The organism is Chlamydia psittaci 6BC, assembly GCF_000204255.1.
Lineage (GTDB): Bacteria > Chlamydiota > Chlamydiia > Chlamydiales > Chlamydiaceae > Chlamydia > Chlamydia psittaci.
In genome coordinates this window covers 86,256-112,284 of record NC_017287.1, presented here as the reverse complement: position 1 = coordinate 112,284, position 26,029 = coordinate 86,256, and the positions used below count along the sequence as shown (strand labels likewise).

The window sequence follows — 26,029 nt, the reverse complement described above, 5'->3', positions numbered from 1 at the left end:
TCACACTCTCTTATTTACAGCTACTGTACAACTGGAGCAGCAGCACCAACATTGGAACTAGCTGTAGAGACTTTTTCCCCAAGATTAATCCAAACTTTTACGCCGATAATTCCGTAAGTAGTTGCTGCAGATGCTGTGGCGTAATCAATATCAGCTCTCAACGTATGTAGAGGAACACGACCGTTTTTATACCATTCAGAACGAGCAATTTCAGCTCCTGCTAATCTTCCAGAAACCTGTATTTTAACACCTACAGCTCCTGCATCCATAACAGACTGCATAGCTTTTTTCATTGCACGTCGGAAAGAAACACGGCGTTCAATTTGTTTAGCAATATTGTCTGCAACTAACTTTGCATTTAATTCGGGACGCTTAATTTCTGCGATTTCTACCCAAACTTCTTTACCAGTAAGCTTTCTTAGCTCTTCTTTTAGAAGATCTACTTCAGCGCCTTTTTTCCCGATAACTAGTCCTGGACGAGCTGTCTGGATTGTAACTTCAATCTTACCGCTCATACGTCTCACAACAAAGCCCGCAGCCCCTTGACAAGAAGGTTTTTTTCTTAAGAATTCTCGAATTTTCACATCTTCAATAAGAAATTTACCAAACTCTTGTTTGTTTCCGTACCAAAGAGAGCGCCACTTCTTGGTAACACCTGTACGAAAACCGATTGGACATCCTTTCTGACCCATAACTTCTCCTACCGCTCCTTCTCACCAACAACAACAGTTAAGTGACTAGTGCGTTTTAAAATTGGGGATCGTCCTCCCCGACTTTTTGATTTAGCTCGCTTATATACAGGGCCTGCATCCACTCTGACTTCGATAACGTTTAATTGTTCACGTTTTACATTGTCATGAAGCTCAGCATTAGCTACAGCGCTATCCAAAACTTTCTTTAGACATCTTCCAGCTTTCAACTGAGAAAAACTCAACTGCTGTTGAGCTTCCGTAACACTTAAATTTCTCATAAGCCCAGCGGCTAGTCGGGCTTTGCGAGGCTGAACCCGTATGTAGCGGGCGGTCGCTTTAAACATGACTTGTCTCCTTTAGACTTACCCTTTCTTCACGGGATGACTTTTAAATATTCTTGTTGGAGAGAATTCTCCCAACTTGTGCCCTACCATAGTTTCCGAAACAAAAACTGTTAGAAACTTTTTCCCGTTATGAACTTCAAATGTGTGGCCTATCATTTCAGGGGTAATCATAGAACGACGAGACCAGGTTTTAATTGGAGTTTTTTTCTCCAATAAGTTCATAGCACGTACTTTTTTTATCAGGCTGTGATCAACAAAAGGACCCTTTCTTAACGATCTACTCATAATCCCTATTTCCTACGATCTTTAACTATCCACTTATTGCTTTTACGCTTATCACGAGTTTTTAATCCTTTCGTGACTTTACCCCAAGGAGTACGAGGAATGTAACCATTATGACGGCCTTCACCACCTCCATGAGGGTGATCAACAGGGTTCATAGCAGTACCGCGAACAGTTGGACGAATACCTTTCCAACGTTTTCTTCCTGCTTTACCATCAACACATAAGTTGTGATCTGAATTAGAAACTTCGCCAATAGTGGCTCTACAACCTTCATTTAACATGCGAAATTCGCCTGAAGGCATTTTCAATGTAACATATCCTGGAGTTTTAGCAATAACCTGAGCAGCTAAACCTGCAGATCTTACTAATTTCCCTCCAGAATGGGGTCGCATCTCAATATTATGAACAGTTGACCCTAAAGGCATGCTTTTTAAAGTCATGCAACAACCCAATTTGAAAGGGCTGCCTTCTCCTGAGATCACTTGATCTCCTCTTTTTATGCCTTTTGGAGCAAGTATGTAACGTTTTTCTCCATCAGCATAACTCAATAAAGCAATGTAGGCAGAACGATTTGGATCGTACTCAACAGAAACTACCTTAGCTTCAATACCATCTTTATTGCGCTTAAAGTCGATAACTCGATACAGGCGCTTAGCTCCTCCACCACGATGACGACAGGAAATGTGACCTAAATTATCACGACCGCCAGAACTCTTTTTGAAAAATGAAAGCTTCTTATTTGGTCGAACGCTTTTTCTAGTTTTTTTCCCTGACAACTCTCCCTGTGTGGTCAGTTCATCAAAAGCCGGAAGAACCAACTGTCTAGTCCCTGGAGTTACTGGCTTAAACTTTTTAAACATGTTTTTCTTCCCTCTAATAGATTACCCGATAGAATGGCCTTCATAGAAGGTCACAACTGCCTTCTTAAATCCAGCAGTCTTTCCTTTTCGCTTTCCGCGAAACATTCGGGCTGGCTGAGGCTTCACACATATCGTGTTTACACTTTTAACTTTTACTTTTTTATCCGCATAAATAGATTCCAAAGCTTGAGCAATTAAAGGCTTAGTAGCGTTACAATCTACGATAAACGTATATTTCGGATGCTTACAATAGCTACCTTTCTTTTTGCCCTCACCATTCCCAAGGCTCAAACCTTCTAGTGTTTTAGCCTTCTCGGTTACATAATGCCGTTTGATTACATCATAAGGATCTTTCATGTCCTAAAATTCCCTTTTAATCTTTCATTCCAGAAATAAGATGCCCGGAGAGTCTATTAAGAGCCTTTTCGGAAATCACTATATTGCGGGCAGAGACTAGGTCATATCCATTGATATTCATTCCATACGTAAAACCGCGCACAGCAGGCAAATTACGCAAGCTTAGTCTTAAACTTTCGTTATTTTGAGCGTGCTCTAAATCATCGATGAAAAGCACCCCGCGACATTCCACATTACAGGATTTTAAAAATCTCAAAGCTTCTTTTGTCTTTGGAGAAGTTAAACTGTTTGTGAACACACTGTCATCAGCTACAATCAAACGATTCGTTTGAATCTTTTGAGATAGCAATAAACGAATTGCTGCTCTTTTCTCTTTTCTATTAATACGAACGTGTTGATCAAATTTAGGCTTGGGGCCGAAAACAATGCCCCCTCCTCGAAACTGAGGAGACGCTAAACACCCTTGACGAGCATTTCCCGTACCTTTTTGTCTAAAAGGCTTTTTAGTAGAATGGCTTACTTCTGAACGATTTCTCGTACATGCGGACCACTGTCTCTTGTTAGCACGAATCGCCACAAGATAGTCCTTCACTAACTGAAGTCCACTTCCTTCCTGAGCAAAAAAGGAATCTGGCAATTCTACCTCTCCTGCCTTATTCCCAAAAAAATCAAACTTTGATAATAAAACCATTAGGACCTCTTCTGCATTACCCTTTTGCTCTGGAAGAACGTCTGACGACAACAACAGAACCTCTAGGACCAGGAATTGCTCCCTTCACTAGCAAAACTTTTTTCTCTAAATCTACTTTTATCACTTCTAAATTCTTAACGGTTACGTTCACAGTACCCATATGGCTAGGACGCTTACTTCCTGGAAAGCATCGTCCAGGAGTTGATCGCATTCCTATAGAACCGGCATGACGATGGAATCCTGAGCCGTGACTTTGAGGACCTCCACGGAATCCGAATCTTTTCATGACCCCTTGAAATCCTTTACCTTTAGAAACACCGCTAATATCTACGGAAGAAACACTTTCAAAGACTTCCAAACCAAACTCGCTTCCTAAAGAAACTTCATTAACAGCTTCTTCCGAAAGACGAACTTCCTTCAACGAACGAAAAACACGAGAACCGGACTTTTTAAAATGTCCGAGACTAGGTTTATTCACACGTTTTTGCAATGTTTTTTCTGGGACATTGATTTCATTGGCGCCCATTTGAATAGCGTTGTAACCATCTGTTGAATCAACTTTTATCTGAGTAACAACATTGGAACTCATGCTAATTACTGAACACGCAACTAGATTTCCATCTTTGTCGAAGACATGAATCATGCCTTCCTTTTTTCCCATTAAGCTAAGCTGAGATCGCATATATAATTACCCACTAATACAATGGTTGTTCGCGCTCAAGCGAGAGCAACCAGGCAAATCGTTATAGCATTTTTGTTCGTAGAATTCCCTAAAAAGAAAAGGAGCCTTTTCCTTAAGAAAATAAAGGGACAGGTTATCAGAGGGAGAAGATTTTTACAATAAGAAAAAACGGGAATGCCTTAATGAGAGAAAGATAAAAAGTTCTTATAAAATCTTAGTTTGCTAATAAATAAAAAAATCGCTTCTAGGTTTTCTAGAAGCGATTTACAATATTGCCAGAATTGACAAATCTTTTTCTTACGAATGAGCCCATGCATTGTAGAGACCGATACCACTAGAAATGGCAACAGCTCCTGATGTTACGGCCAATCGAACTGAAGCGGTGCTTGGGAAAGGAATTAATTTGACGATATCGGCTATTAATTCAAATGCTTTTTCTAAAATCGATAGTATAGCTTTTTTAACAACCGCAAGATGCGACTCTCTTAATTCTCTAGACACTTGATTATAAACATCGGAATTCAAAGTCTCGTTGACTCTAGCATCTTCTAATCCCGCAGAAGCACGTTGATATGCACGGTTTTCATACATTAAGGAAGCAGCTCCCCCGATAACGCTAGCAGCGTGGTTAGCTGTCATCATGTAGGTTACGGCATCGCCAAATCCTGCTTTCACTTCCTTAGGAAGGAAAGATTTATGTGCGAGCTTGTTTGCTAACATAACCGGACGGCATACGCCGAATGTTGCAACATATGTAGCTGCACCGATTGCAGAACATCCCTCTTTAACCGCGGCTAATGCATGATCGCCCTTAGTCAGGTAGATTTTGTTATAAGGCAATCCTTTCTCGGCGCTGCCAAGATCGTATTGAGATTCTGCAGTGAAACATTTTTTGACGTGTGCGAAGCAATTCTTTGAAGAGTTAACACAACCGGGGATTGCACCGTTAAACACGTTACTTAAAGCCACAACAGATCTTGTTGTACTTAAAGTTCCAGCAACATTTTTAGCTATCTCAAGAGAAGCTCCGGTAGTTCCTGAACTCTCAATAACGCCACAACTAAATTCAGAAACTGATTTAGCGAATTTAAAGGCCTTATCTAAATTTTTAGTACTGCCAACAAAACGAGCTAAATGATTATCTCCTCTAGTAAAAAATAGTTTTACGCAATTGCCAGCTGCACCTCTGCCAGTTCTTTGCATTGCTGTTTGCATAAACACATTTCGGCCTCCCATAGCAAGAGCAGCCACTTGTGGAGTTACAGATGCCATATTCACCTCCCTAAAATTAAAAGGTTTTTTTAGCAAAATAAAGATTTTAAGCCCCAATTATAACATAAAAGCACCTTAATTAAAGTGAATTATATTGACTAAAATCGAAATTAATAAATTAAGTTAAATGATAATTTTAATTTATGCCCAGAAAGGCCATTCAAAAAACTTTTTGAATTCATCACCCCTTTGCCTTCAGGTTGGATTTCTCTTAGGCAAATGGCACCTTCAGCACACGCAACAAGCAGCTCTTGTTGATCTGACAAGATAATATCCCCAGGCTTGCCATAACCCCCCTTACTAGAAGCAAGAGAGGCTTTACGAACAACTAAACGCCTTTCTGGTTTATCTTGATAAGAATAGAGCGTCCAAGCTCCAGGAGCTGGAGTGACACCCCGTATTTGAGCATACACCTTTTCTGCAGGACGATCCCAAAGAATAAACCCTTCTTCTTTTGATAGCTTTGGAGCTATCGAGGCTTTAGATGCATCCTGTGGTGTATGAGTGATTGTTCCATCAGAGATTTGTTGTAAAGTTTTTATTAAGATTTCCCCGCCTTGACTAGCCAAAGCTTCGGCCAGCTCTCCTGCTGTCATATCAGGTCCTACCGGGATAACAGATACGTTGGCAATATCTCCGATATCCATACCTGCATCCATACGAATTACAGTATTTCCTGACTGTGTGACACCGTCCATAATACAACGCTGTATAGGAGCGGCTCCACGGTAAGCTGGTAATAGGCCTGCATGCAAATTATAACAGCCATATTTTGGAATATCCAAAACCGTTTGCCTTAAAATAGCTCCGTAAGCAACCACAATAAAAACATCTGCCTCAAAATCTCGCAACTGTTCGATAAATTGTGGATCTGAAGCCTTTTCTGGCTGTAAAAGAGGAATATTCTTAGATAAAGCTAACGTTTTAACAGGAGAAGGTATAAGTTGGGACGAACGTTTTTGCGGTTTATCTACACGAGTAACAACAGCGATAACATTGACTTCATGATGTAATAAATCTGCTAAAACTGTGGCAGCAAACTGTGGCGTGCCGAAATAAACAACCTTAAGACTCAACAAGAGCTCCTTCTTTATCTACGCTCTCCTCTTGGAAAGCCTCTTTAGCAGCTCCACGCTCGATTCCACGCTTACTCGGATTCTGACAAAAATGAATAAATTTTTGGACTTCGGGAATATGGCCGTACTCTTCTTGAGCCTCTAGTAGAGCTTCAAAGAAGCTGTCTTCGGAACGATAAACTTTCTTAAACACCTTGATCAAAGCCAAACGTGTTTCAAAACTTACTTGTCGTCTCTGTAAACCAACTTTATTGATTCCGCCTAACTGATAGGGGTTCCCTGTGCCTATAGTATAGGGAGGAACATCTCTTCGAACGCCACTTAAAGCTCCGACCATAGCATGTGCACCAATACGAACAAACTGATGGACACCAACCATACCACCAATAATAGCGTAATCTTCTACCACAACATGACCAGCCAACTGCGCATGGTTACTTAAGACTACATAATTACCAATTGTACAATTATGAGCTACATGAGCCCAAGGCATGATAAGACAATTATTTCCTATAGAAACTGTTGTTCCTTCAAATGTAGAAGAGGTAATAATAGCGAATTCTCGAATTTCACAATTTTCCCCTATAGTAACATAGGTCTTTTCACCCTGATATTTTAAATCCTGAGGTTTGTTACCGATCATAGCGGACGGCCAGATCGTTGTACCTCTGCCTATAGTTGTGTGCCCATCGATATAAGCATACGATTTGACAACTACATCATCACAAAGGGTCACCGTAGATTTAATAACAACATACGGCTCAATAACAACATTCCTTCCGATTTTAGCCCCGGGTTCGATAATTGCTGTTGGGTGAATGTTCGTCATACGTCTCCGTTAATCTAAAGATTTCTTGTCTACAAGAGCAAAGCTTAGTTCTCCCTCAGCAGCAACCTGAGAACCCACACAAGCTCGTGCCGAAGCTTTCCCTCCCTTCGACGAAATCAATGAAAATTCAGCGCTTAATGTAAGAATGTCGCCGGGCTTAACTGCCTGACGAAACTTCGCTTTTTGTATCCCTAAAAACAAAGCCAATCTTTTATTTCTGTCATTTTCTAAAACTAAGCCCAGCAAAACTCCGGCTGCTTGCGCTAAAGATTCTAATATTAATACTCCAGGCATGATAGGCGCTTCAGGGAAATGCCCTACAAAAAAAGGCTCGTTTATTGTTACATTTTTCTGTGCAACAATGGACCGCTTCTCTAAATCATAAGACAACACCTTATCCACAAGCAAAAAAGGATAACGATGTGGGAGTAAGTTTAATAATTCTCGTAATTTAATTACAGGCGACTCTTTCATTTAACACTCGTTTCTTAGGGTTGTAACGCTTCTAAAATCTTTCTACCCAAAGCAATGTTTGAAGAATGTCCCGATCCCACAGCAACAATATGAGCAACAAAAGGTCTGCCTACTAAAGATAGATCACCTATCAAATCTAAAATTTTATGCCTTACAGGCTCATCTGAAAACCGCAACTGGCCGAGACTAATCACACCGTCATCTTTAAACACCACAGCATTTTCTAAACATCCGCCTCCTATCAATCCCCTCTCCATTAAAAAACATAGCTCATTGTATAGAGCAAATGTTCGACAAGGAGCTATTTCCTTACGAAAAGATTCTTCTGTTATAACAAAAGAACGGTACTGCGTCCCTATGGTAGGACTTTGAGGATAATGTAGAGTGTAAGAAATCTTCAGCTCATCACAAGGAAATGCAGCAAGAAAAGTATCCTGAGCTTGATAGTACACAGGCTGCGACAGCCTAGCAATAGAGACCTTATCATTCTGTGTACAAACCCCAGCATCATCTATTAACTGCATAAAAACATGAGAACTTCCATCCCCGATGGGGATTTCTTCTTCATCACAACGGATTATCACATTGTCAATGTTACTCGAACGCAAAGCAGCCATGAGATGTTCAACAGTAGCAATAATGGAATCTCCTGAGGACAAGGTCGTACTGCGGCCTGTATTACATACATGAGGGAGTAATGCGGGGATATGTTCCCCTAAGAGATCGGAACGGCAAAAGACTATTCCAGTGTTTTCTTTAGCAGGTTCTAAAGTTATAGTCGCGGACTTTCCAAAGTGAATTCCCACACCTGAATAACGTACTTCGCGCCTTAACGTTCTTTGAGCTCGTTCTAACATGCAAAAACCTGACAAAGAGTGTTCGTATATTATCCTTTTTCTTTTTTAGCAAGCAAGCGATATCCGAAATAACATCCCATGTATCCTATAGACAACAAAGAGAGTAAAATCATAGGAAGATCTCCCCATAATGCATACAAAGTAGAATAATTTTGAAGAGGAAGAGCTACTTGTAATACTCCTGGGGATGCTTTTCTAGAACGTGTTTCATAGGGCAACATTTTTATGATCCTTCCTAAGGCATCTGCTGCAACAGTAACTCCGGTATGACAAGAACGCACGCAAGGCATGCCCAACTCTTGATTTCGCAAAATTCCATGATGAAAATGCACTTGTGGGAGTCTTGACGAAGGATACCATCCATCGTTAGTCAAGTTTACAAGCAGCTTAGCGCCTTCTTTCTTATAGTTACGTAATAAGGATCCGAAAGTCTCCTCATAACAAATAGACACGCCCATTTTAGGTAAGCTATTGATCTCAATTACTCCGGAACGTGTTCCGGGGAGACGCTGACAGGATAATGCATATTCAGGGAAATATTTCTTACATACTGCCCAGCCGAGTTTGCCTCCAGGGATGTATTCTCCTCCAGGCACTAAGACACGTTTATCATATCCAACTAGCTCGCCGTGTTGAGAGATACATTCTGCTGAGTTGTAGAGGTGTAGTGTAGATTCTCGTTCTTCCCAACGTTCTAATCCTATAAGAATCGGACAATCAAAATGGTTGGAAAGAGCCTGCATCCAATCTATATTTGCGAGTAGCACATCTTGATGTTTAAAGTGTGTCAAAGGCGAGAGGATGATTTCACTATCATCGTAAGGATAAATCTTTCTATCTCTTCCAAAAGGGACCGAAACCTCAGGGAAAATCAGAAGATCTACGGGTTTTCGTACAATAGAAGAAAGACTAATTAATCTTTGCCACGCCATAGCTGGCGAGCTTGACCACGACCCTTCCAAAAGAGTGGATGAGGCAGGTTGTACGACAGCGACATGCAGAGTCTCTTCATTTGAAAAAGTAGTTTTGAGATATTCGTAATGTAATCCGCCCAACATATAGGGAACGAGTAAACATCCCAACCATGCAAATCGAGCAAACTGCTTTTTCAATAACACTTGATAAAAACTTATTCCTGTAGCGACTACAAAGAAACTCTCTCCAGACCAACCGAAAAAACCGCCAAACTGTCGTCCGTAGGCATTCGCAGTAATAGGCCATCCTAAGTAGTCCAGAGACATTCCTGAGCAAAAATAGTAGAATCTTACCATTTCGATGGCAATCCACAAGCCTGGTAAACACCAGAGAATTTTGCCATGGTTTTTACGTACTACATAGAATAATAGAGAAGAAAAAGCAGTGAATAGTAGGGCGAGTGAGCTAGTTAATACACCCCAAACGATGTAAATAAATTTCCCTACATATAAATCGGAAAGCATCCAAGAAAAATGCACGCCATGTATGGTGGCAGACCAAAGGAATAATAAACCTGTTAGATATTTCCAAGAAAGATACGGTGGTTTTTGTGGCTCTAAGCTATACCACAAAAGTCCGTAACCTATAGCACTTCCTAATAAAGAGAAAAACCAGCTCAAATCAGGCTGAGCGCAAGCTATGAGAATCCAGGAACAAAAAAAACTAAGAATTCTGAACAAAACGTTCCTATCTATTCATATTCAACCGAGATTGTCTACGCTGATCAGCTTCATGATAGCGACGTTTTTCTTCTGGGGTTTCAGGAACAACCTGATGAACAGGAGTTGGGGCGTTATTCTCATCTACAGAAACAAAGGTAAAATAGGCAGAAGTAATATGACGCCTTTCTTGTTTATAGATATTTTCTGCCCACACTTTAACCCCAACTTCTAACGAAGTTTTCCACGTGCGATTAACAGCGGCCTTACAAATTAGATTCTCTCCCATATATGCAGGAGCATAGAAACACAGAGCATCAACAAAAGCTGTGACGCAAATTCTTTCGGCATGCCTTTCAGCAACTACAAGAGCTAAACGATCTAACAAACTCATTAACAAACCACCAAATACAGTGTTATTTGCGTTTAGATCGTTCGGGAAAATTTTATAGATATGACCGTCTATACAACTAAAAGATACGGGCTTTTTCTTAAGCATTAAAAATTCCCCTAGGCAGAGACAACGCTCTCTACTTTTTGTTGGATAGTATCTTGAGGTCTAAAGAAAATCAAGAGATTACTTGAAGAGTAGTTTTTATTTTTTTACTAGCTGGAATTCCAAAGATTTCAAATAAACTTTTACAAAGTAAAAGTGTTTTACAATCCAATAAATGGGTTATTGACTTGCGTAAAACCTATACCTTTTTGTCGATGTTTGATCTCGTGTCGTATAGAAAAGAGCAAATCGGGATCAAAATCCATTTTAGATGCCCACTGCAAATAGGAAAGGGGAATTTCAGAGAAACAACGTCCTTTATGTTTTCCTAAAGGCATATATTTCATCTTTATCGGTTTTGATAGCATTTGCTTGAGTTGTTCTATCGTGCGGAAACGCTTACAGAAGTGTTTAAAAATACTGATATTGATCTCCACATCTTTCATAGCGCGATGATTACCATCATAGGGAACATTGAAGTGTACAGCTAAGGCTTCCAAAGAATTATTCGGGCTGTCTCCATATTCTTTAGCCAATCTCAAGGTGTCGATAACGTAATACTTAGATAAGAAGCTCTCTCCTATCCTTTCTGCTTCTTGACTCAATACCTGGAGATCAAATCCTACGCTATGGCCTACGATATAGTCTCCCTCTTTCAGAAAAGACTTAATCTTTGGGAATACTTCAGCAATCCTAGGCTGATCTTTTAACATCGCGTCAGAAATATGATGTATTCTCTGTGATTCTGCTGAAATTACACGGTCAGGATTGATTAACGTCTCCATAGAATCGATCACACGATCGAAAGTGAAACGTATCGCAGCAAATTCAATAATACGATCTTTCTTTACATCCAACCCAGTCATCTCACAATCTAGGCAAACAAAAACTGTATCTTTTAGTAAAGTCATGATCCTATTTTATTCCTTCAGCAATTTTAACAATATCGATGGCGGGGCATCTATGCTAACTTCTCTTTGCTCAGTGGTTAGCAGATGAATCTGCACCTGTATCATCTCTCGAAATTGCGGCAACGTTATACTTTCTGGCCATTCCACGCATAGAACATCATCCTCGTCAGCATCTTGAAAAAGATCTGTTTGATTTTCCTTAGCGGCATCTATCCGATAAAAATCATAATGGCAGATTCTTCGTGGTTCATTACCATACACATGCAAAAGAGAAAATGAGGGGCTAGCAACTTCTTGAGCTAAAGCATCTCCTAAATACCCTTGTACAACACCGCGCACAAATTCTGTTTTCCCTGAACCATAATCACCGAACAATAACAAAACAACTCCTTGAGGAAGTATTTTGCCAAGTTCGGCACCTATATCTACAGTTTCTTGAGAAGAATTAGTTACTCTTCTGTATCTACCCATTGACTAATATACACATGAAAGGCTGTATCATCCGCCAAGCTTTCGATAAACTCAGCAATTTTGTCTTCCACGAGAGCATCTTGTAGTAAAGATAAGAAAGTACCTTCCAATTGAAACTTGTTTTGATTTTGTACTTCTTCCAACGTCATCGGACGCAAGTATGAAGAGGTAAAGTCTTCTATAAGTGCTGGTAAACTGTGGAAAAGCTTTCCCGTGATAGCAGAAGCAAAAACAGTTTTAACAATTGGCTCTTTAGGAGGAGCGATATACTCTTTGATCATATTTGGGTCATCGGACACAAGGAAACGCTTTACGCGCACACCACTTTGACGCTCTGTGTTTTGAGGACAGGATGACAGCCAATCGTAAATAGCATCTTGAGGATCGGCATACACGTTATCGGCAAATACTTTCCCAGTGAAAGGACATATATAGATTCTTTTTGTCTGTTCGTTAACTTCTGGTTTCCCAGAGCAAATTTGTATCTCTGTTTCGCGCCAAACCTTTTTATCTTCCTCGAGAATTCGAATGGCATCTTCTGGAGTTTTAAAAATTATTTTGTCGCGGACAAAAACCACAGGATTTATATTTAAAGCTTGTTCTAGGTAAAATAGATACGTAGCCAACAATTCTGGTGCTTTTTGTTTTCCCAAAAACTGGAGAAGTTTCTGTTTGATACTTCCAGAAATATTCATGCTCATCCCTTTTTCAGCTAATGAAGCAAATTAAAAGTTTTCCTGGTTTACTGAAGAAATTTTATTTTCTAAAGCAATAAACTCAAGAATAGTTTAGCACTGTTTCACATTAAATCAATCATACTAGCATAACACGAGAATTATGTTGAACATAAAGCTACTAGCCATTGCGAGAATTAAAAAGATAAATTGATGATTCGCAATAAAGCGAAGAGTAGTGTTACTGAAGGATACTTTTAAGACTATGGCTGGGGCATTTTATTGAACGTATCGCAATGAAACTAGAACAACCCAAGAACACCATTGGGAAATCGTGTTTATTATTTAGAATTTTAAAGCTATGACGTCAATATTCTTAAGTTAAATACCCACATCATAGCTTGTTTGTTATTGCAAATGTGTTAACAAGAGTTATTCAATATCCAAAGAACTGTTTATTTTTATCCTCTGTGAACACATCCTCTAGGATCTACTGTTGTAAGTCCCGGAACTTTGATTTACCGTACACAAGCATCTAAAATAGATAAACAGCAGCCTAAACATAAACTAGAAGTATGTATCTTATTTAATCCTCTACTTTAAATGTTTTATCGAACATATCAAAAGCTTCCTGAAGCTTTGGATGTTCGCCTGCATGTTCCTTTAGGAAAAGCTTGATCTTTTCTAGATTTTGAAAAAATTGTTTCATATTCTCAGAAGTTGTATGTTGTTCCGTTTCCATAACATTCCTCGAAAATTTTTAATCTTAAAACTGTCTATAACAGTCTCTCAAAGCATTTCAAATCAAATGATTAAACACAATTAGAAGATCTTAACAGATATGAATAACCCGAACAGGGATGTCTGAAGGTTCTTTGAATACGCATATCTTTCCTAGGCATAGTTCAACACCCTCAGATCCTCAATAAAGGATCTTGAGAATCGATAGGAAATGTCTCTGCTTTTTCTTTGAAAAAGTTTCTGAATTGTGTTTTTTTTAACCTATGTCTACAATCTGCCTTCATGCAGCTATGGCGGAACCGGTAGACGCGCTAGATTCAGGTTCTAGTGAGCTTAGGCTCATGGAAGTTCAAGTCTTCTTAGCTGCATATAGAATTCAAAACGAATACCCTGAACTTATTGGAGAATTATGGTCAAAGTTGTATCCGCTGAAAATTTCAATTCCTTCATTTCCTCGGGCCTAGTGCTTATAGATTTTTTTGCTGAATGGTGTGGTCCTTGCAAAATGCTCACTCCCGTATTAGAGAGTCTTGCAGCAGAGGTACCTTCGGTACTCATTGGGAAAGTAAATATTGATGACAGTCCTGCTCCAGCAGAACAGTACGGAGTTTCTTCAATCCCAACTTTAATTTTATTCAAAGACGGAAAAGAAGTAGACCGTTCAGTTGGATTAAAAGATAAGGATGCATTAATTAAAATGATTAATCAGCACTCTTAATTTCCAGTACGGATACACGCACTTTGATTATTTTGTCGAACTGCTTCAAAAAGTACTACACCCACGGTGGTTGCCAAGTTTAAAGATCTGATTCCAGGTTTCATAGGCAAGTAATACGTGTGGTTGTGGTACTTTTTTAATACTTCTTCCGGCAAACCTTTGGACTCAGAGCCAAACACGTACACGCCATCCATAGGGAGAAAAACATCACCGTAGTATTGTGTGCCTTTAGTTGAAAGACAGAAGACCTTATCTTCATCGACACCTGACAACACTTCATCTAAGGAATCAACAACAGACAGATTGACCTTATCCCAGTAATCCATCCCCGCGCGTTTAACAAATTTATCTAATAAAGAAAACCCTAGGGGCCTCACTAAAATCAATTCAGCACCTAGAGCTATACAAGTCCTTCCTATATTCCCCGTGTTTTGGGGAATATCAGGCTGATAAAGAACTACCTTCATGAAGCTGTGTTTTTGTCCTCTATATCTCGTAATGCTACAGTATCTTCTGTAGTTTCAATTAAATTAATTTCGAAAATCAACAAAGAGTTGGGAGGCAATTGGCCAGAAGTTCCGTAGGCAAGGTCGGGGTGAATGTAGAGAATACGAGTTTCACCTTCCTTCATTCCCTGCATTCCTAAAGAAAATCCTGGAATTGTTTGTGCTAAAGGAAGAAGAATAGGCTCTTTATTAGCTTCAGAGCTGCTGAAGACTTGACCATTGATAAAACTCCCTTTGTAATGAAGGAGTGCTGAAGGTTTTCCTGATATAGCTTTCCCGGTTCCTTCTTTAACGATACGGTACTGTAATTTACCAACTTGTACTTCTACGACACCTGCATTCTTCTTATTTTCTTGTAAGAATTTTTCAGCTAGGGAGAGGTTCTCTTTTGCTTTTTTCTCGAAAACCAATTGTTGTATTTCTGCCATTTTCTCCTCATATTCGGATTCAGTTAAAGGTGCGCTTTTACATTCTAATTCAGCCTGCAATCCTTTAGCAACTTCAGCGATATCCATGACGATATCCTCTGATTTGTGTAATTGTCGTGCTAACAAATGACCAAAAGTACGCGATATCTGTTGATTTACAGAAAGTTGTGAATCACTGGCAGTGCTTTCCTCCTCAACTTGTGTTTTAGAGTTCTCATTTGGAGTACTCTGATTACAGGAAGCAATGGAAAAGGACACAACCATTGTTATTATAATTAAATACCATTGTTTTTTCATATTTTCTCTCCTATGGTTGTAGCCTAGACACTCACATGGTATGGCGCCATGCACCTAAAATAGGTATAAAATTATTTAAGAAGTTACCTTAATATTTAGCTCTTTTAATTGGGAAGTCATAATTTTCGAAGGAGCATCCATCATCAAATCTGCAGCTTTCTGAGTTTTTGGGAAAGCTATGACTTCTCTAATACCTTCTGCCCCCGTTAATACCATCATAATACGATCTAAACCTAAAGCAATTCCTAAATGTGGAGGCGTCCCAAAACTCAGAGCATCGATAAAGAAGCCGAATTTTTCTTTTATACTCTCTGGTGATAACTCTAAAATAGAAAATATTTTATTTTGTAAATCTGCGTTATGGATACGTTGTGACCCTGAAGCGATTTCATATCCGTTAAGAACTAGGTCATAACTGGAAGATCGTACCGATAAAGGATCTTTGTCCAACAAAGGAATATCCTCATCTAAAGGTGAGGTGAATGGATGATGCTCTGAGCATATTTTCCCATCTTCTTTAGCAAATAAAGGAAAATCTGTGATCCAAACACAGTTGTATTGCGATTCATTGTACAAGTTGCGCTCTTTAGCTATCAATCTACGTAAATGATCTAAAGATTGATTGGCCACATCTTCTGGAGCCGCTATCAAAAGTAGGATATCATTATCTTCAGCCCCAAAATCAGCAAACATTGCTTGAAATACTGCTTCAGAAGCAAATTTCGCTACATTAGAAGCGATACCATTCTCTTGTTTCTTAATCCAAACCAATCCCATAGCACCGTAACGCTTGACAAATTCCGTGTAAACATCAAGCTGCTTACGAGAAATATCTGCTCCACCAGGCACACAAAAACCTTTTATTGTGCCTCCTTGAGCAAGCTGATCTAAAAATATAGAGAAGGAAAACTCTTTTGCATGTTCCCGACAATCATGAAGCTGCAAACCAAATCGCAGATCTGGTTTATCTGTACCATATAAATCTTTAGCTTCTTGATATGTCATTCTCGGTAATGGGAGGTCGATTTTAATTCCTTGAACAGCAAACATCTCTACTACTAACTGTTCAATTATAGGGAAAAGATCATTAGGAGTAGCGAAACTCATTTCAATATCAATCTGAGCAAATTCGGGCTGACGGTCAGCTCGAAGATCTTCATCTCTGAAACAAGTGGCTATTTGGAAATACCGATCGAGCCCTCCCACCATAAGAATTTGTTTAAACAATTGTGGCGACTGAGGCAAAGCATAAAAACTTCCGGGATATATCCTAGAAGGGACAAGATAGTCTCGAGCTCCTTCGGGAGTAGATTTACCTAAAATTGGCGTGACTACCTCGGTAAAACCCTGTTTATCCATATACTGACGACAAGCCATCATCACTTTATGACGACAGACTAATCGATCTAAAATTTGGCCTCTACGCATATCTAGATAACGGTACTCTAGACGCAACTCTTCATTAACGTGAATATGATCATCTGATATAGAAAAAGGAAGGTTTTTGGCTTTCGATAAGATCTCTACTTTTTCAATATCTACCTCAATCTCCCCTGTGGCTAAATTCGCATTTTCCATGCCTTCTAAACGTCGGCATACCGTTCCCTCTATGGATAAAACCCACTCTGAACGTACAGAATCAACTAACTGGTGTAATTCAGGTTTTTCGTCCTCACGACACACTATCTGTGTGATACCAAAACGATCTCGCAAGTCTATAAAAACGACTCCCCCGTGATTACGATAACGATGTACCCATCCAGATACACGGACACGTTCTCCTACATTGCTTAGGGATAATTCATTACAACGATGTGTTCTGTATTTCATATAGCAACCTTTGCTCTACCTCTTGCTTTGAACCAGAGAACTCTTTGTGCAAAGACATATTTTTAACTGTCAATTGCTCTGAAACCAACTCTCTTTCTCCCACGGGACAAACAAAAGTGGCTTTCTCCGCATCTGCTATTTTTAAAGCAGTTTTTAATTTCTTATGTGTCCAATCCACTTCTGTAGGGATGCCTAAGCTACGTAAGTGCTGTGCCCAAACAAAACAAAAAGAGTCGGCTTGCGGCTCAACCGGGATCAAACGCAATTTGTGAGAGGATAGCGGTGTGAAATTCCCTTGAGCCAATAAAGTCTGAATCACTCTCTCTAAACCAATTCCAAAACCACAAGCAGGAGTTGATAGCCCTCCAGAAGAAGCAATTAGGCCGTCATAGCGCCCTCCTCCTCCCAAAGCATAGGAATGACCTCCATATGTCGTGACAGCTTCAAAAACTACATCAGTATAGTAATCTAAACCACGCACAAGCCTTGGGTTAATATCATATGAAATGTTTAAATCCCTTAAAGCAGAAAGAATTTCATCAAAATATTTGTGATCATCATCAGAAATATAGTCAAGAATGGGTGGTGCAGATTTGATAATCTCTTGATCTTCTGGCTCTTTAGAATCCAATATCCTCAATAGATTTGTATTAAACCGTTCTTTACTTAACGAAGATAAAGAACTTAAATGATCATGGAAGTATTCTCGCAAAATCTTATCGTAGCGTTTGCGTGTGGCCTCTCCACCTAAAAAGTTCAATTGAACTTGCATGTGTTGCAAACCCACAGCAGAATAAAAATGCCAAAGTAAAGCAAGAATTTCAGCATCGCGAAGAGGATGACGTACCCCTAGAGCTTCTACCCCAAACTGATGATGCTGACGATACCTTCCTGACTGCTGCCTTTCATAACGGAACATAGGCAGAATATAATAAAACTTATTGTCATCACGTTGATTCATAGGGTTATCTATGAACGAGCGCACGATGGGGGCAGTCCCTTCAGGACGCAATGTCAATGACCGTCCTTTCTTATCCAGAAAGGTATACATTTCTTTTTTTACAATGTCACTTTGTTCTCCGACATGTAAAAAGACTTCCGACTTTTCAAAAACAGGCGTACGAATTTCTGAAAACCCGTATAAACTACATACGTCATGAATCACATCCTCGACCCGATGCCATAGAGAAGTGTTTCTCCACATATGTTTCGCATCCGTAATGTAAGGGAATATATCGAACACCCCTTTGGGCAAAGCTACTTTCACCGTATGTCTTTAATTTAATTGAACAACTTTAAGAGTAGAATATCCAAAATTCGGATAAAGAGCAAAATTAAACCCTTCCTATGTGAGAGTCAAGAGATTCACCGAATAGAGGTTCTAAGACCTCTTGACGAGGAAACTCACATTCGCCAATATATGTTTGTAATATTTCTTTCCAAATTTTTGTCTCGTAAGAACGCGCTTCTTTATTGTCTCCAGCTCCAATAGGTGCCAAAAACAAACTAATAAATACGACGCTCATTCTCTTCATAACAAGACTCTTGGAGCTCAGGTACCACCTTCCAACAATGAAGATGAAATACGCTAAAGCAAACTTCAATATTATTACATACATCAATCTATACTAAAATAAGTAACTGAAAACTACAATTAATCAATGTTTACAGGCACTACAAGATGTTATTACCTTCTTGTTTTTTCATTGCTCATATGCTAACCTCAGGTCTTCTCTGTTCCACTGAAACTATATTAAATATTTAAATATGAGATCTTATAATGAATATTTGGACCAAATTCTTTCAGCCTCCCAAGCACATTAAAGAACTTGATGATCCAGAATTAGTCAAAAAACAATACAAGTATTGGAGAATCCGCATCTTCTATAGCATGTTTATAGGGTATGTCTTCTATTATTTCACAAGGAAGAGTTTTACCTTTGCCATGCCAACACTAATGACAGATCTTGGCTTTGATAAAGCGCAGCTGGGGATCATCGGAAGTACTTTATACATCAGTTACGGTATTAGCAAATTTGTTAGCGGTGTGATATCTGACCAGTCTAATCCTCGTTATTTTATGGCGCTGGGTTTAATTGTTACAGGATTCACTAATATCTTCTTCGGGATGTCTTCCTCTATCCTGTTATTTGCATTATGGTGGGGGCTTAACGGTTGGTTTCAAGGTTGGGGCTGGCCTCCATGTGCCCGTTTACTAACTCACTGGTATTCAAAATCTGAGAGAGGAACTTGGTGGAGTGTATGGAGCACTTCGCACAATATTGGTGGAGCGTTAATTCCTATTCTTACAGGATTTGCTATTGATTGCTGTGGTTGGCGCGGAGCTATGTTTATCCCTGGTGTACTATGTATTCTCATGGGATTAGTTTTAATTAATCGCCTTCGTGACACGCCCCAATCCCTAGGTCTTCCCTCTATTGAAAAATTCCGAAAAAAGCAGGAAGCGCAAAAACACGAAGAAACCACTGCGGATATTTTAGAAGAAGAAGCAGAAAAAGAGCTTTCTACTAGAGAAATCCTCTTGACTTATGTTCTGAAAAACAAGTGGATTTGGTTATTGTCCTTTGCTTCATTTTTCATTTATGTTGTCCGCATGGCTGTAAATGATTGGAGCGCTTTATTCTTGATCGAAACAAAGCGTTACGTAGCTGTTAAAGCGAATTTCTGTGTTTCTCTATTTGAGATTGGCGGACTTTTCGGCATGTTAATTGCTGGATGGTTATCTGATAAAATTTCCAAAGGCAAACGCGGTCCTATGAATGTTGTGTTTTCTTTAGGATTGCTATTCTCGATTTTAAGCATGTGGTACAGCCGTAATCAAGATATGTGGTGGTTAGATGGCTCCCTTCTCTTTATTATTGGCTTTTTCTTATTTGGTCCTCAAATGATGATAGGATTAGCAGCTGCTGAGCTATCACATAAAAAAGCTGCAGGTACTGCTAGCGGCTTTGCAGGATGGTTTGCTTATTTCGGAGCAGCGTTTGCAGGTTATCCATTAGGAAAAATAGCTCAAGATTGGGGTTGGAGAGGTTTCTTTATTGCCCTTCTAGGCTGTGCTTTACTTGCTTTGGTTTTATTCCTTCCTACATGGAATGCCTCAGAGAGAAGTTTACAAACTAGAAAATAACGCGGGTTGACACGAAGGTTACTTGTGACTTGGATACCTCTTCATTGTCATTCTCAATACTCTATTCTAGATGCTACAAGCTCTATTAAGAGCTTTGTAGCAAAAGCAAAAGAGTATCAAATTCCTTCCTTAGCGTTAACAGATCATGGGAATCTCTACGGAGCGATTGAGTTTTACAAAGAGTGCCAACAAAACGATATTAAGCCTATTATTGGCTGTGAAATCTACGTCGCTCCTTCATCACGTTTTGATAAAAAGAAAGAGAAAAAAAGCCGCGTTGCCAATCACCTCATTCTGTTATGTAAAAACGAACTAGGCTATCGTAATCTTTGTCTATTATCTTCCTTAGCTTTTACTGAAGGGTTTTATTATTTTCCTAGAATAGACAGGGACCTTCTTAGCCAACATGCTGAGGGGTTAATTTGTTTATCCGCGTGTCTTTCTGGTTCTGTAGCACAAGCGGCATTAGAATCAGAAGAGGCTCTAGAAAAAGATCTCCGCTGGTATCAAAATTTATTCGGGGAAGATTTTTACAGTGAAATCCAACTGCATAAAATGTCTGAGGAGAAAATAGCTTCTCTGGGTGAAGAATGGTTGAAACATGAGTATTATCAGTTTATTGATTCCCAAACAAAGGTAAATCAAGCTGTATTAGATGCAAGTAAACGTTTAGGCATTCGATCGGTAGCTACAAACGATATTCACTATATTCATGCTGATGATTGGTTAGCTCATGAGATTCTCCTCAATGTCCAACTAGGAGAAACCATAAGGATAGCAAAGCAGAATACCTATATCCCCAACCCCAAGAGAAAAACTTTCCGTAGTAGGGAATATTATTTTAAATCCCCTGAAGAAATGGCAATGTTATTTGCCGATCATCCTGAAACGATTACTAATACTTTAGAAGTTGCTGATAAGTGCAACCTAGAATTAAATCTTTCAAGCAAACACTACCCTATTTATGTTCCTGATTTTTTAAAAGATAAGCCAAACTATACTGAAGAAGAGCGTTACGCAGCTTCTTCAGCTTTTCTTCGAGAACTTTGTGAAAAAGGCTTGTCCACAAAATACACTCCAGAAAAGCTTGCTCATATCTCAAAAAAATTCCCTGATCGCGATCCCTTAGAATTAGTCAAAGAACGCTTAGAAATGGAAATGTCTATCATCATTCCTAAAGGGATGTGTGACTACCTACTGATCGTTTGGGACATCATCTATTGGGCAAAAGATAATGGTATTCCTGTAGGTCCTGGTCGTGGTTCTGGAGCAGGCTCTGTTATGTTATTCCTATTGGGAATCACAGAAATAGAACCTATTCGTTTTGACTTATTCTTTGAGAGATTCATTAACCCAGAAAGGTTATCCTATCCTGATATCGATATCGATATCTGTATGGCAGGACGTGAACGCGTTATTAACTATGCAATAGAACGTCATGGGAAAGATAACGTTGCCCAGATCATTACTTTTGGAACTATGAAAGCCAAAATGGCTGTAAAAGATGTGGGTAGAACTTTAGATGTTGCCCTTTCTAAGGTTAACCACATTGCCAAGCATATTCCAGAGCTGAATACTACGTTAGCAAAAGCCTTAGAAACAGACCCTCACCTAAACGAATTGTATACCAACGATGCTGAAGCGGCTCAAGTTATCGACATGGCAATGCGTCTAGAAGGATCTATCCGCAATACAGGAGTGCATGCTGCTGGAGTGATCATCTGTGGAGATCGCCTAACGAATCACATACCCATTTGTATTTCTAAAGACTCTACCATGATCACCACACAATTTTCCATGAAGCCGGTGGAAAGTGTAGGCATGCTTAAAGTAGACTTCTTAGGATTAAAAACCCTAACTAGTATCCACATAGCCATTCGTGCAATCGAAAAGAAAACGGGAAAGTTATTAGAGATGGCATCTCTACCCCTAGATGACAAAACGACATTTGCTCTTTTGCATCAAGGGAAGACTATGGGTATATTCCAAATGGAATCCAAAGGAATGCAGGAATTAGCAAAAAATCTCCGTCCTGATTCTTTTGAAGAAATCATAGCGATAGGTGCTTTGTATCGTCCAGGTCCTATGGACATGATTCCCTCATTCATCAACCGAAAGCACGGGAAAGAGATCATAGAATATGATCACCCCTTGATGGAGAGCATTCTCAAAGAAACCTATGGGATTATGGTTTATCAAGAGCAAGTTATGCAAATTGCCGGCTCTTTAGCAAGCTACTCCTTGGGAGAGGGTGATGTCTTACGTCGTGCTATGGGGAAAAAAGACATCGATCAAATGCTCAAAGAGCGAACAAGATTTTGTGAACGAGCATGCAAAAATGGTATTGATGCTGATCTAGCAACGACTATTTTTGATAAAATGGAAAAGTTTGCTTCTTATGGATTTAATAAATCTCATGCGGCTGCTTATGGGTTAATCACTTATACAACTGCATATCTCAAAGCGAACTATCCTAGAGAATGGTTGGCAGCTCTTCTTACCAGTGATTCTGACGATATTGAAAAGGTAGGGAAACTGATCCATGAAGCGCATAGCATGGATATCTGTATCCTTCCTCCTGATATCAATGAATCCGGAACTGATTTTGTTGCTACAGATAAGGGCATTCGTTTTGCTATGGGGGCCATCCGAGGTATAGGGAAGGGCCTTGTAGAAAGTATTATAGAAGAGAGAGAGAAACACGGTCCTTATCAAAGTATTCAAGATTTTATTCAACGCTCTGATTTAAAAAAAGTTACTAAAAAACATACAGAAAACTTAATTGATGCGGGATGTTTTGATGTTTTTGAACCAGATAGAGACGTCGCTCAAGCAACTTTAGAATCCCTATACGATAGTATATCTAAAGAAAAGAAAGAGGCAGCTACTGGTGTCATGACCTTCTTTTCTTTAAATACTATGAATCAAAAACATCCTATCACCTTAACTCCTGCAGCTGATGTTGTCCGTAGATCAAAAAAAGAAATACTTAAGAAGGAAAAAGAACTTTTAGGGATCTACCTTACTGAGCACCCCATGGATGCTGTTAAAGATATTTTACCTCGGCTTTCGGTGGTAAGTCCTGGAGAATTTGACAATCTCCCTCATGGAGCAGTAATTCGGACAATATTTATTATTGATAAGGTAACGACACGGATTTCCTCAAAAGGCCAAAGAAAATTTGCTTTATTACGTGTTAGCGATGGCGTAGATTCTTATGAACTGCCGATATGGCCAGAAATGTATGCTGAGCAGCAAGAGCTTCTAGAAGAAGATCGTTTAATTTACGCTATTTTATCTATTGATAAACGTAGCGAATCTCTACGCTTATCTTGCCGATGGATGAGAGACCTGTCTCTTATTAATGAAGATCTCATTCAAGAATGCGACGATATGTTTGATAAAATCAAAAGTCAAATGCAGAAAATGTCGTATTTAAATTTAGAAACTAATAAAGACGCGAATCAGAGGAAAACATCAACCATGTCAAAGTCTACTGATCACAAGTCTCAGGTGCCCACAGTTAAGCTATCTTTAGATCTTGAGCAACTACGCCATAGCCACTTATGTACGTTAAAACAAATCATTCGCAAATATCCTGGATCTCGCGCACTCTCTCTAGTTTTTACCAAAAATAATGAACGTGTAGCCTCTATCTCTCCGGACTCTGATTATTTTGTCGCTGAAGATACTAGTGGTCTTCAAAAAGATTTGGAAAATTCCCAACTTCCTGTTCGATTCATTGCTGTTTAAATATCCTGATATGGCTTACCTGTGACTGCATTAATATACTCTATACGGATACTATTATCTGCAGCAACCAGTGACACCTTATATACAGGCACATAAACAACCACCTTATCTAATATGAGGAAGTTATCTCCGAAAATCATTTCAGCAAGGTTACTGATACGATCTTCTGAAAACTGTGGGGATACAATAGAGGACCCTCGAGGTTTTCTTAGCCATACTGGAGACGACTGGATCGTTGTTGTACAACCTTTAATTGGTTGAAGTTGTTGGAAATGGCTACCTATTTGACTTCCCATAGAGAAAATCAATTTCTTTTTTTGACAGGCTCGGATGACTTTATCTGCTCGGATATTTTTCATAGATAAAGCGTGAGTTAGAGATTCCTTAGACGCTGCTCCTCCCAGATTTGCCAAAGCTTGCATAACATTTACGTCTTGCTTGCCAGCTTTTAGCATCAAGCACTCTCTAAATCCTTTAGAACAATTCCATGTCCCGGTATTCAGGACCATTTCACCATTCGCTAAACTCCAAAGGATATCTCCTTCCTGGCTCACCATGGTTTTCTTAACAACATCTTCTCGGGAGAAACGCACATGCATCAATGTATGAGGGACAAAAATCAACTCTACAGTAGCCTTACCCTCTTGATGTTCAGGAAAGAAAGTCAAGACTTGCTCTGGAGAAAGTTTTCTCTCAAAAACTCGTAACTTCTCAAATCCAGACACCTTGCGGACAAACCTGCAGCTTTTTTCAAAAACATCCATGCTATAATTTGCGGTTACTTGCATGGCTTTATGTGCACAAGGCACATTGTCCCATAAAAAAACTCCACAAAAAAGAGATGCAACAAAAGTACCAAAGTACAAAACTAACTTTTTCATAAAAAACCTTTTTATTTATTTTACTAAATAAAAAAATGTTTTATCAAACAAAAAAATTATATTTTGTAAATAAAACAAAAACAACGGATTTGACAAATTCTCTTTTTCTTTTCTATGATAACGTTTTGTTATCGTAGCTTCATGCCGGATTTATGAAATCTGTTTTACAGTTTGTTGTTTTGTTACTACTTTTATCTTCTGGCTGCTATGCCAGACCGATTTCTTTTGAGCCTTTTTCTGGCAAATTATCTCCTCAAAAGTTTACACCTAAGTACTCTCCGCAAGAATATCTTTCCGAAGGAAAGCGCTATTTAGAACAACAACGTTATCGCAAAGCCTTTCTTTGCTTTGGCATGATTACACACCACTTCCCACAAGATCCGTTATATTCTGAAGCTTTATACTTAACGGGAGTTTGTTACTTTAAAAATGATCAACCAGATTTAGCTGAAAAAGTTTTTTCCGCGTATTTACAACTTCCTGACGCTGATTACTCTGAAGAATTGTTTTTAATGAAATATGCTATAGCAAAGAGCTTCGCTCAAGGAAAACGTAAACACGTATTCCTTTTAGAAGGGTTTCCTAAACTTGCGAATGCCGACGCGGATGCTTTACGTATTTATGACGAGATCCTCACGGCTTTCCCTAATAAAGATCTAGGAGCTCAGGCTTTGTATCTTAAAGGGGACCTTCTTGTGACTAAAAAAGATCTTCCCGAAGCGATTAAGACATTTAAGAAGCTAACATTACAATTTTCTGCTCATCCTTTATCTCCAAAATCTTTTGTGCGTCTTTCAGAGATTTATCTTATGCAGGCACAAAAAGAACCTCATAACTTGCAATATTTAAACCTTGCAAAGATTAATGAAGAAGCTATAGGCAAGCAGCACCCTAATCATCCTTTAAATAGCGTTGTTGCTGCGAATGTACGCGCTATGTGTGAGCGTTATGCTTCAGGGCTATACTCTACAGGAAGATTTTATGAGAAAAAGAAGAAGCCTCATGCAGCAAGTATCTATTATGCTACCGCTATAGAAAACTATCCTGAGTCATCTTTAGTAGCTAAGTGTCATAAACGACTAAATAGAATAACAAAGCATTCTTCTTAGTTTTAAGATATTT

General features: G+C 39.2%; 28 protein-coding genes and 1 tRNA gene. 5 read left to right on the top strand and 24 right to left on the bottom strand.

Going from position 1 to position 26,029, the window contains the following annotated elements:
- Nucleotides 1-20 precede the first annotated feature (20 nt).
- The 18 genes from rpsC to G5O_RS10420 all read right to left on the bottom strand — a co-directional run bounded on the left by rpsC (nucleotide 21) and on the right by G5O_RS10420 (nucleotide 13,347).
- On the bottom strand, nucleotides 21-692 hold the full coding sequence (gene rpsC / locus G5O_RS05660) for a 30S ribosomal protein S3 (RefSeq protein WP_006342774.1): 672 nt from the start codon (nucleotides 690-692) through the stop codon (nucleotides 21-23).
- Between the two features lie 8 nt (nucleotides 693-700).
- Nucleotides 701-1,036 carry a 50S ribosomal protein L22 gene (rplV, locus tag G5O_RS05655; protein WP_013462587.1) on the bottom strand — a complete coding sequence of 112 codons (336 nt, stop codon included), beginning with the start codon at nucleotides 1,034-1,036 and terminating at the stop codon, nucleotides 701-703.
- A gap of 18 nt (nucleotides 1,037-1,054) precedes the next feature.
- Nucleotides 1,055-1,321: a 30S ribosomal protein S19 gene (rpsS, locus tag G5O_RS05650; protein WP_006342772.1), complete on the bottom strand. Its 267-nt coding sequence runs from the start codon at nucleotides 1,319-1,321 to the stop codon at nucleotides 1,055-1,057.
- Nucleotides 1,322-1,326: 5 nt separating this feature from the next.
- A complete protein-coding gene (gene rplB / locus G5O_RS05645) occupies nucleotides 1,327-2,181 on the bottom strand; it encodes a 50S ribosomal protein L2 (RefSeq protein WP_006342771.1) in 855 nt (284 codons plus the stop codon).
- 21 nt (nucleotides 2,182-2,202) lie between these two features.
- Nucleotides 2,203-2,538, bottom strand: coding sequence for a 50S ribosomal protein L23 (locus tag G5O_RS05640; protein ID WP_006342770.1), 336 nt, complete (start codon nucleotides 2,536-2,538; stop codon nucleotides 2,203-2,205).
- Between the two features lie 16 nt (nucleotides 2,539-2,554).
- Entirely contained in the window at nucleotides 2,555-3,229 is a 675-nt protein-coding gene (gene rplD / locus G5O_RS05635; RefSeq protein WP_006342769.1) for a 50S ribosomal protein L4, read from the bottom strand.
- 16 nt (nucleotides 3,230-3,245) lie between these two features.
- Nucleotides 3,246-3,911, bottom strand: a complete 666-nt coding sequence (gene rplC / locus G5O_RS05630; protein ID WP_013462586.1) for a 50S ribosomal protein L3 — start codon at nucleotides 3,909-3,911, stop codon at nucleotides 3,246-3,248.
- A gap of 297 nt (nucleotides 3,912-4,208) precedes the next feature.
- On the bottom strand, nucleotides 4,209-5,183 hold the full coding sequence (locus G5O_RS05625) for a CT529 family inclusion membrane protein (RefSeq protein ID WP_006342767.1): 975 nt from the start codon (nucleotides 5,181-5,183) through the stop codon (nucleotides 4,209-4,211).
- A gap of 110 nt (nucleotides 5,184-5,293) precedes the next feature.
- The gene (gene fmt / locus G5O_RS05620; protein WP_006342766.1) at nucleotides 5,294-6,259 is read right to left on the bottom strand and encodes a methionyl-tRNA formyltransferase; all 966 of its coding nucleotides are present in this window, start codon (nucleotides 6,257-6,259) and stop codon (nucleotides 5,294-5,296) included.
- Nucleotides 6,249-7,088, bottom strand: coding sequence for an acyl-ACP--UDP-N-acetylglucosamine O-acyltransferase (gene lpxA / locus G5O_RS05615; RefSeq protein ID WP_006342765.1), 840 nt, complete (start codon nucleotides 7,086-7,088; stop codon nucleotides 6,249-6,251). Before lpxA ends, fmt begins: the two co-directional genes overlap by 11 nt.
- Before the next feature lie 9 nt (nucleotides 7,089-7,097).
- Nucleotides 7,098-7,562, bottom strand: a complete 465-nt coding sequence (fabZ, locus tag G5O_RS05610) for a 3-hydroxyacyl-ACP dehydratase FabZ (protein ID WP_006342764.1) — start codon at nucleotides 7,560-7,562, stop codon at nucleotides 7,098-7,100.
- 14 nt (nucleotides 7,563-7,576) lie between these two features.
- A complete protein-coding gene (gene lpxC / locus G5O_RS05605) occupies nucleotides 7,577-8,419 on the bottom strand; it encodes a UDP-3-O-acyl-N-acetylglucosamine deacetylase (RefSeq protein WP_006342763.1) in 843 nt (280 codons plus the stop codon).
- Nucleotides 8,420-8,448: 29 nt separating this feature from the next.
- Nucleotides 8,449-10,074, bottom strand: coding sequence for an apolipoprotein N-acyltransferase (gene lnt, locus G5O_RS05600; protein ID WP_006342762.1), 1,626 nt, complete (start codon nucleotides 10,072-10,074; stop codon nucleotides 8,449-8,451).
- A 7-nt stretch (nucleotides 10,075-10,081) separates the two neighbouring features.
- Nucleotides 10,082-10,552 (bottom strand): acyl-CoA thioesterase, encoded by a 471-nt coding sequence (locus G5O_RS05595; RefSeq protein ID WP_006342761.1) that lies wholly within the window; start codon nucleotides 10,550-10,552, stop codon nucleotides 10,082-10,084.
- Between the two features lie 158 nt (nucleotides 10,553-10,710).
- Nucleotides 10,711-11,460: a putative quorum-sensing-regulated virulence factor gene (locus G5O_RS05590; RefSeq protein ID WP_006342760.1), complete on the bottom strand. Its 750-nt coding sequence runs from the start codon at nucleotides 11,458-11,460 to the stop codon at nucleotides 10,711-10,713.
- Between the two features lie 9 nt (nucleotides 11,461-11,469).
- Nucleotides 11,470-11,931, bottom strand: a complete 462-nt coding sequence (gene tsaE, locus G5O_RS05585; protein ID WP_006342759.1) for a tRNA (adenosine(37)-N6)-threonylcarbamoyltransferase complex ATPase subunit type 1 TsaE — start codon at nucleotides 11,929-11,931, stop codon at nucleotides 11,470-11,472.
- Nucleotides 11,910-12,626, bottom strand: a complete 717-nt coding sequence (locus tag G5O_RS05580) for a DUF2709 domain-containing protein (RefSeq protein WP_006342758.1) — start codon at nucleotides 12,624-12,626, stop codon at nucleotides 11,910-11,912. Before G5O_RS05580 ends, tsaE begins: the two co-directional genes overlap by 22 nt.
- A gap of 565 nt (nucleotides 12,627-13,191) precedes the next feature.
- The gene (locus G5O_RS10420) at nucleotides 13,192-13,347 is read right to left on the bottom strand and encodes a hypothetical protein (protein ID WP_006342757.1); all 156 of its coding nucleotides are present in this window, start codon (nucleotides 13,345-13,347) and stop codon (nucleotides 13,192-13,194) included.
- 283 nt (nucleotides 13,348-13,630) lie between these two features.
- Here G5O_RS10420 and G5O_RS05575 point away from each other — a divergent pair.
- A tRNA-Leu gene (locus G5O_RS05575) sits at nucleotides 13,631-13,714 on the top strand.
- A 41-nt stretch (nucleotides 13,715-13,755) separates the two neighbouring features.
- Nucleotides 13,756-14,064 carry a thioredoxin gene (gene trxA, locus G5O_RS05570; RefSeq protein ID WP_006342756.1) on the top strand — a complete coding sequence of 103 codons (309 nt, stop codon included), beginning with the start codon at nucleotides 13,756-13,758 and terminating at the stop codon, nucleotides 14,062-14,064.
- Here trxA and G5O_RS05565 read toward each other — a convergent pair.
- From G5O_RS05565 to G5O_RS05545, 5 genes are all read right to left on the bottom strand, one after another.
- Nucleotides 14,061-14,531, bottom strand: a complete 471-nt coding sequence (locus tag G5O_RS05565; RefSeq protein ID WP_006342755.1) for a tRNA (cytidine(34)-2'-O)-methyltransferase — start codon at nucleotides 14,529-14,531, stop codon at nucleotides 14,061-14,063. The genes trxA and G5O_RS05565 overlap by 4 nt on opposite strands.
- The gene (locus G5O_RS05560) at nucleotides 14,528-15,295 is read right to left on the bottom strand and encodes an FKBP-type peptidyl-prolyl cis-trans isomerase (protein ID WP_013747318.1); all 768 of its coding nucleotides are present in this window, start codon (nucleotides 15,293-15,295) and stop codon (nucleotides 14,528-14,530) included. The genes G5O_RS05565 and G5O_RS05560 overlap by 4 nt, the downstream gene beginning before the upstream one ends.
- Nucleotides 15,296-15,370: 75 nt before the next feature.
- Complete coding sequence (gene aspS, locus G5O_RS05555) at nucleotides 15,371-17,125, bottom strand: aspartate--tRNA ligase (RefSeq protein WP_006342753.1); 1,755 nt, start codon at nucleotides 17,123-17,125, stop codon at nucleotides 15,371-15,373.
- Nucleotides 17,100-18,392 carry a histidine--tRNA ligase gene (gene hisS / locus G5O_RS05550; protein WP_013462585.1) on the bottom strand — a complete coding sequence of 431 codons (1,293 nt, stop codon included), beginning with the start codon at nucleotides 18,390-18,392 and terminating at the stop codon, nucleotides 17,100-17,102. The genes aspS and hisS overlap by 26 nt, the downstream gene beginning before the upstream one ends.
- A 67-nt stretch (nucleotides 18,393-18,459) precedes the next feature.
- Nucleotides 18,460-18,660 carry a hypothetical protein gene (locus G5O_RS05545; RefSeq protein ID WP_006342751.1) on the bottom strand — a complete coding sequence of 67 codons (201 nt, stop codon included), beginning with the start codon at nucleotides 18,658-18,660 and terminating at the stop codon, nucleotides 18,460-18,462.
- Nucleotides 18,661-18,905: 245 nt separating this feature from the next.
- Here G5O_RS05545 and pgtP point away from each other — a divergent pair, with 245 nt between their 5' ends.
- Together pgtP and dnaE are read left to right on the top strand one after the other, a co-directional pair.
- Nucleotides 18,906-20,273 carry an MFS transporter gene (pgtP, locus tag G5O_RS05540; protein ID WP_006342750.1) on the top strand — a complete coding sequence of 456 codons (1,368 nt, stop codon included), beginning with the start codon at nucleotides 18,906-18,908 and terminating at the stop codon, nucleotides 20,271-20,273.
- A 24-nt stretch (nucleotides 20,274-20,297) separates the two neighbouring features.
- On the top strand, nucleotides 20,298-24,026 hold the full coding sequence (gene dnaE, locus G5O_RS05535; RefSeq protein ID WP_006342749.1) for a DNA polymerase III subunit alpha: 3,729 nt from the start codon (nucleotides 20,298-20,300) through the stop codon (nucleotides 24,024-24,026).
- Here the strand turns inward: dnaE and G5O_RS05530 are convergent.
- Nucleotides 24,023-24,907 carry a hypothetical protein gene (locus tag G5O_RS05530; RefSeq protein ID WP_006342748.1) on the bottom strand — a complete coding sequence of 295 codons (885 nt, stop codon included), beginning with the start codon at nucleotides 24,905-24,907 and terminating at the stop codon, nucleotides 24,023-24,025. The two genes, dnaE and G5O_RS05530, sit on opposite strands and share 4 nt — an antisense overlap.
- A gap of 152 nt (nucleotides 24,908-25,059) precedes the next feature.
- Here G5O_RS05530 and G5O_RS05525 point away from each other — a divergent pair, with 152 nt between their 5' ends.
- Nucleotides 25,060-26,016, top strand: coding sequence for a tetratricopeptide repeat protein (locus G5O_RS05525; RefSeq protein ID WP_006342747.1), 957 nt, complete (start codon nucleotides 25,060-25,062; stop codon nucleotides 26,014-26,016).
- Nucleotides 26,017-26,029: the final 13 nt, after the last annotated feature.

Excerpts from the sequence above, each read along its gene's own strand:
- rpsC (WP_006342774.1), bottom strand. The coding sequence starts at position 692 with ATGGGTCAGAAAGGATGTCCAATCGGTTTTCGTACAGGTGTTACCAAG.
- rplV (WP_013462587.1), bottom strand. The coding sequence starts at position 1,036 with ATGTTTAAAGCGACCGCCCGCTACATACGGGTTCAGCCTCGCAAAGCC.
- rpsS (WP_006342772.1), bottom strand. The coding sequence starts at position 1,321 with ATGAGTAGATCGTTAAGAAAGGGTCCTTTTGTTGATCACAGCCTGATA.
- rplB (WP_006342771.1), bottom strand. The coding sequence starts at position 2,181 with ATGTTTAAAAAGTTTAAGCCAGTAACTCCAGGGACTAGACAGTTGGTT.
- G5O_RS05640 (WP_006342770.1), bottom strand. The coding sequence starts at position 2,538 with ATGAAAGATCCTTATGATGTAATCAAACGGCATTATGTAACCGAGAAG.
- rplD (WP_006342769.1), bottom strand. The coding sequence starts at position 3,229 with ATGGTTTTATTATCAAAGTTTGATTTTTTTGGGAATAAGGCAGGAGAG.
- rplC (WP_013462586.1), bottom strand. The coding sequence starts at position 3,911 with ATGCGATCTCAGCTTAGCTTAATGGGAAAAAAGGAAGGCATGATTCAT.
- G5O_RS05625 (WP_006342767.1), bottom strand. The coding sequence starts at position 5,183 with ATGGCATCTGTAACTCCACAAGTGGCTGCTCTTGCTATGGGAGGCCGA.
- lpxA (WP_006342765.1), bottom strand. The coding sequence starts at position 7,088 with ATGACGAACATTCACCCAACAGCAATTATCGAACCCGGGGCTAAAATC.
- fabZ (WP_006342764.1), bottom strand. The coding sequence starts at position 7,562 with ATGAAAGAGTCGCCTGTAATTAAATTACGAGAATTATTAAACTTACTC.
- lpxC (WP_006342763.1), bottom strand. The coding sequence starts at position 8,419 with ATGTTAGAACGAGCTCAAAGAACGTTAAGGCGCGAAGTACGTTATTCA.
- G5O_RS05595 (WP_006342761.1), bottom strand. The coding sequence starts at position 10,552 with ATGCTTAAGAAAAAGCCCGTATCTTTTAGTTGTATAGACGGTCATATC.
- G5O_RS05590 (WP_006342760.1), bottom strand. The coding sequence starts at position 11,460 with ATGACTTTACTAAAAGATACAGTTTTTGTTTGCCTAGATTGTGAGATG.
- tsaE (WP_006342759.1), bottom strand. The coding sequence starts at position 11,931 with ATGGGTAGATACAGAAGAGTAACTAATTCTTCTCAAGAAACTGTAGAT.
- G5O_RS05580 (WP_006342758.1), bottom strand. The coding sequence starts at position 12,626 with ATGAATATTTCTGGAAGTATCAAACAGAAACTTCTCCAGTTTTTGGGA.
- G5O_RS10420 (WP_006342757.1), bottom strand. The coding sequence starts at position 13,347 with ATGGAAACGGAACAACATACAACTTCTGAGAATATGAAACAATTTTTT.
- trxA (WP_006342756.1), top strand. The coding sequence starts at position 13,756 with ATGGTCAAAGTTGTATCCGCTGAAAATTTCAATTCCTTCATTTCCTCG.
- G5O_RS05565 (WP_006342755.1), bottom strand. The coding sequence starts at position 14,531 with ATGAAGGTAGTTCTTTATCAGCCTGATATTCCCCAAAACACGGGGAAT.
- G5O_RS05560 (WP_013747318.1), bottom strand. The coding sequence starts at position 15,295 with ATGAAAAAACAATGGTATTTAATTATAATAACAATGGTTGTGTCCTTT.
- aspS (WP_006342753.1), bottom strand. The coding sequence starts at position 17,125 with ATGAAATACAGAACACATCGTTGTAATGAATTATCCCTAAGCAATGTA.
- G5O_RS05545 (WP_006342751.1), bottom strand. The coding sequence starts at position 18,660 with ATGAAGAGAATGAGCGTCGTATTTATTAGTTTGTTTTTGGCACCTATT.
- pgtP (WP_006342750.1), top strand. The coding sequence starts at position 18,906 with ATGAATATTTGGACCAAATTCTTTCAGCCTCCCAAGCACATTAAAGAA.
- G5O_RS05530 (WP_006342748.1), bottom strand. The coding sequence starts at position 24,907 with ATGAAAAAGTTAGTTTTGTACTTTGGTACTTTTGTTGCATCTCTTTTT.
- G5O_RS05525 (WP_006342747.1), top strand. The coding sequence starts at position 25,060 with ATGAAATCTGTTTTACAGTTTGTTGTTTTGTTACTACTTTTATCTTCT.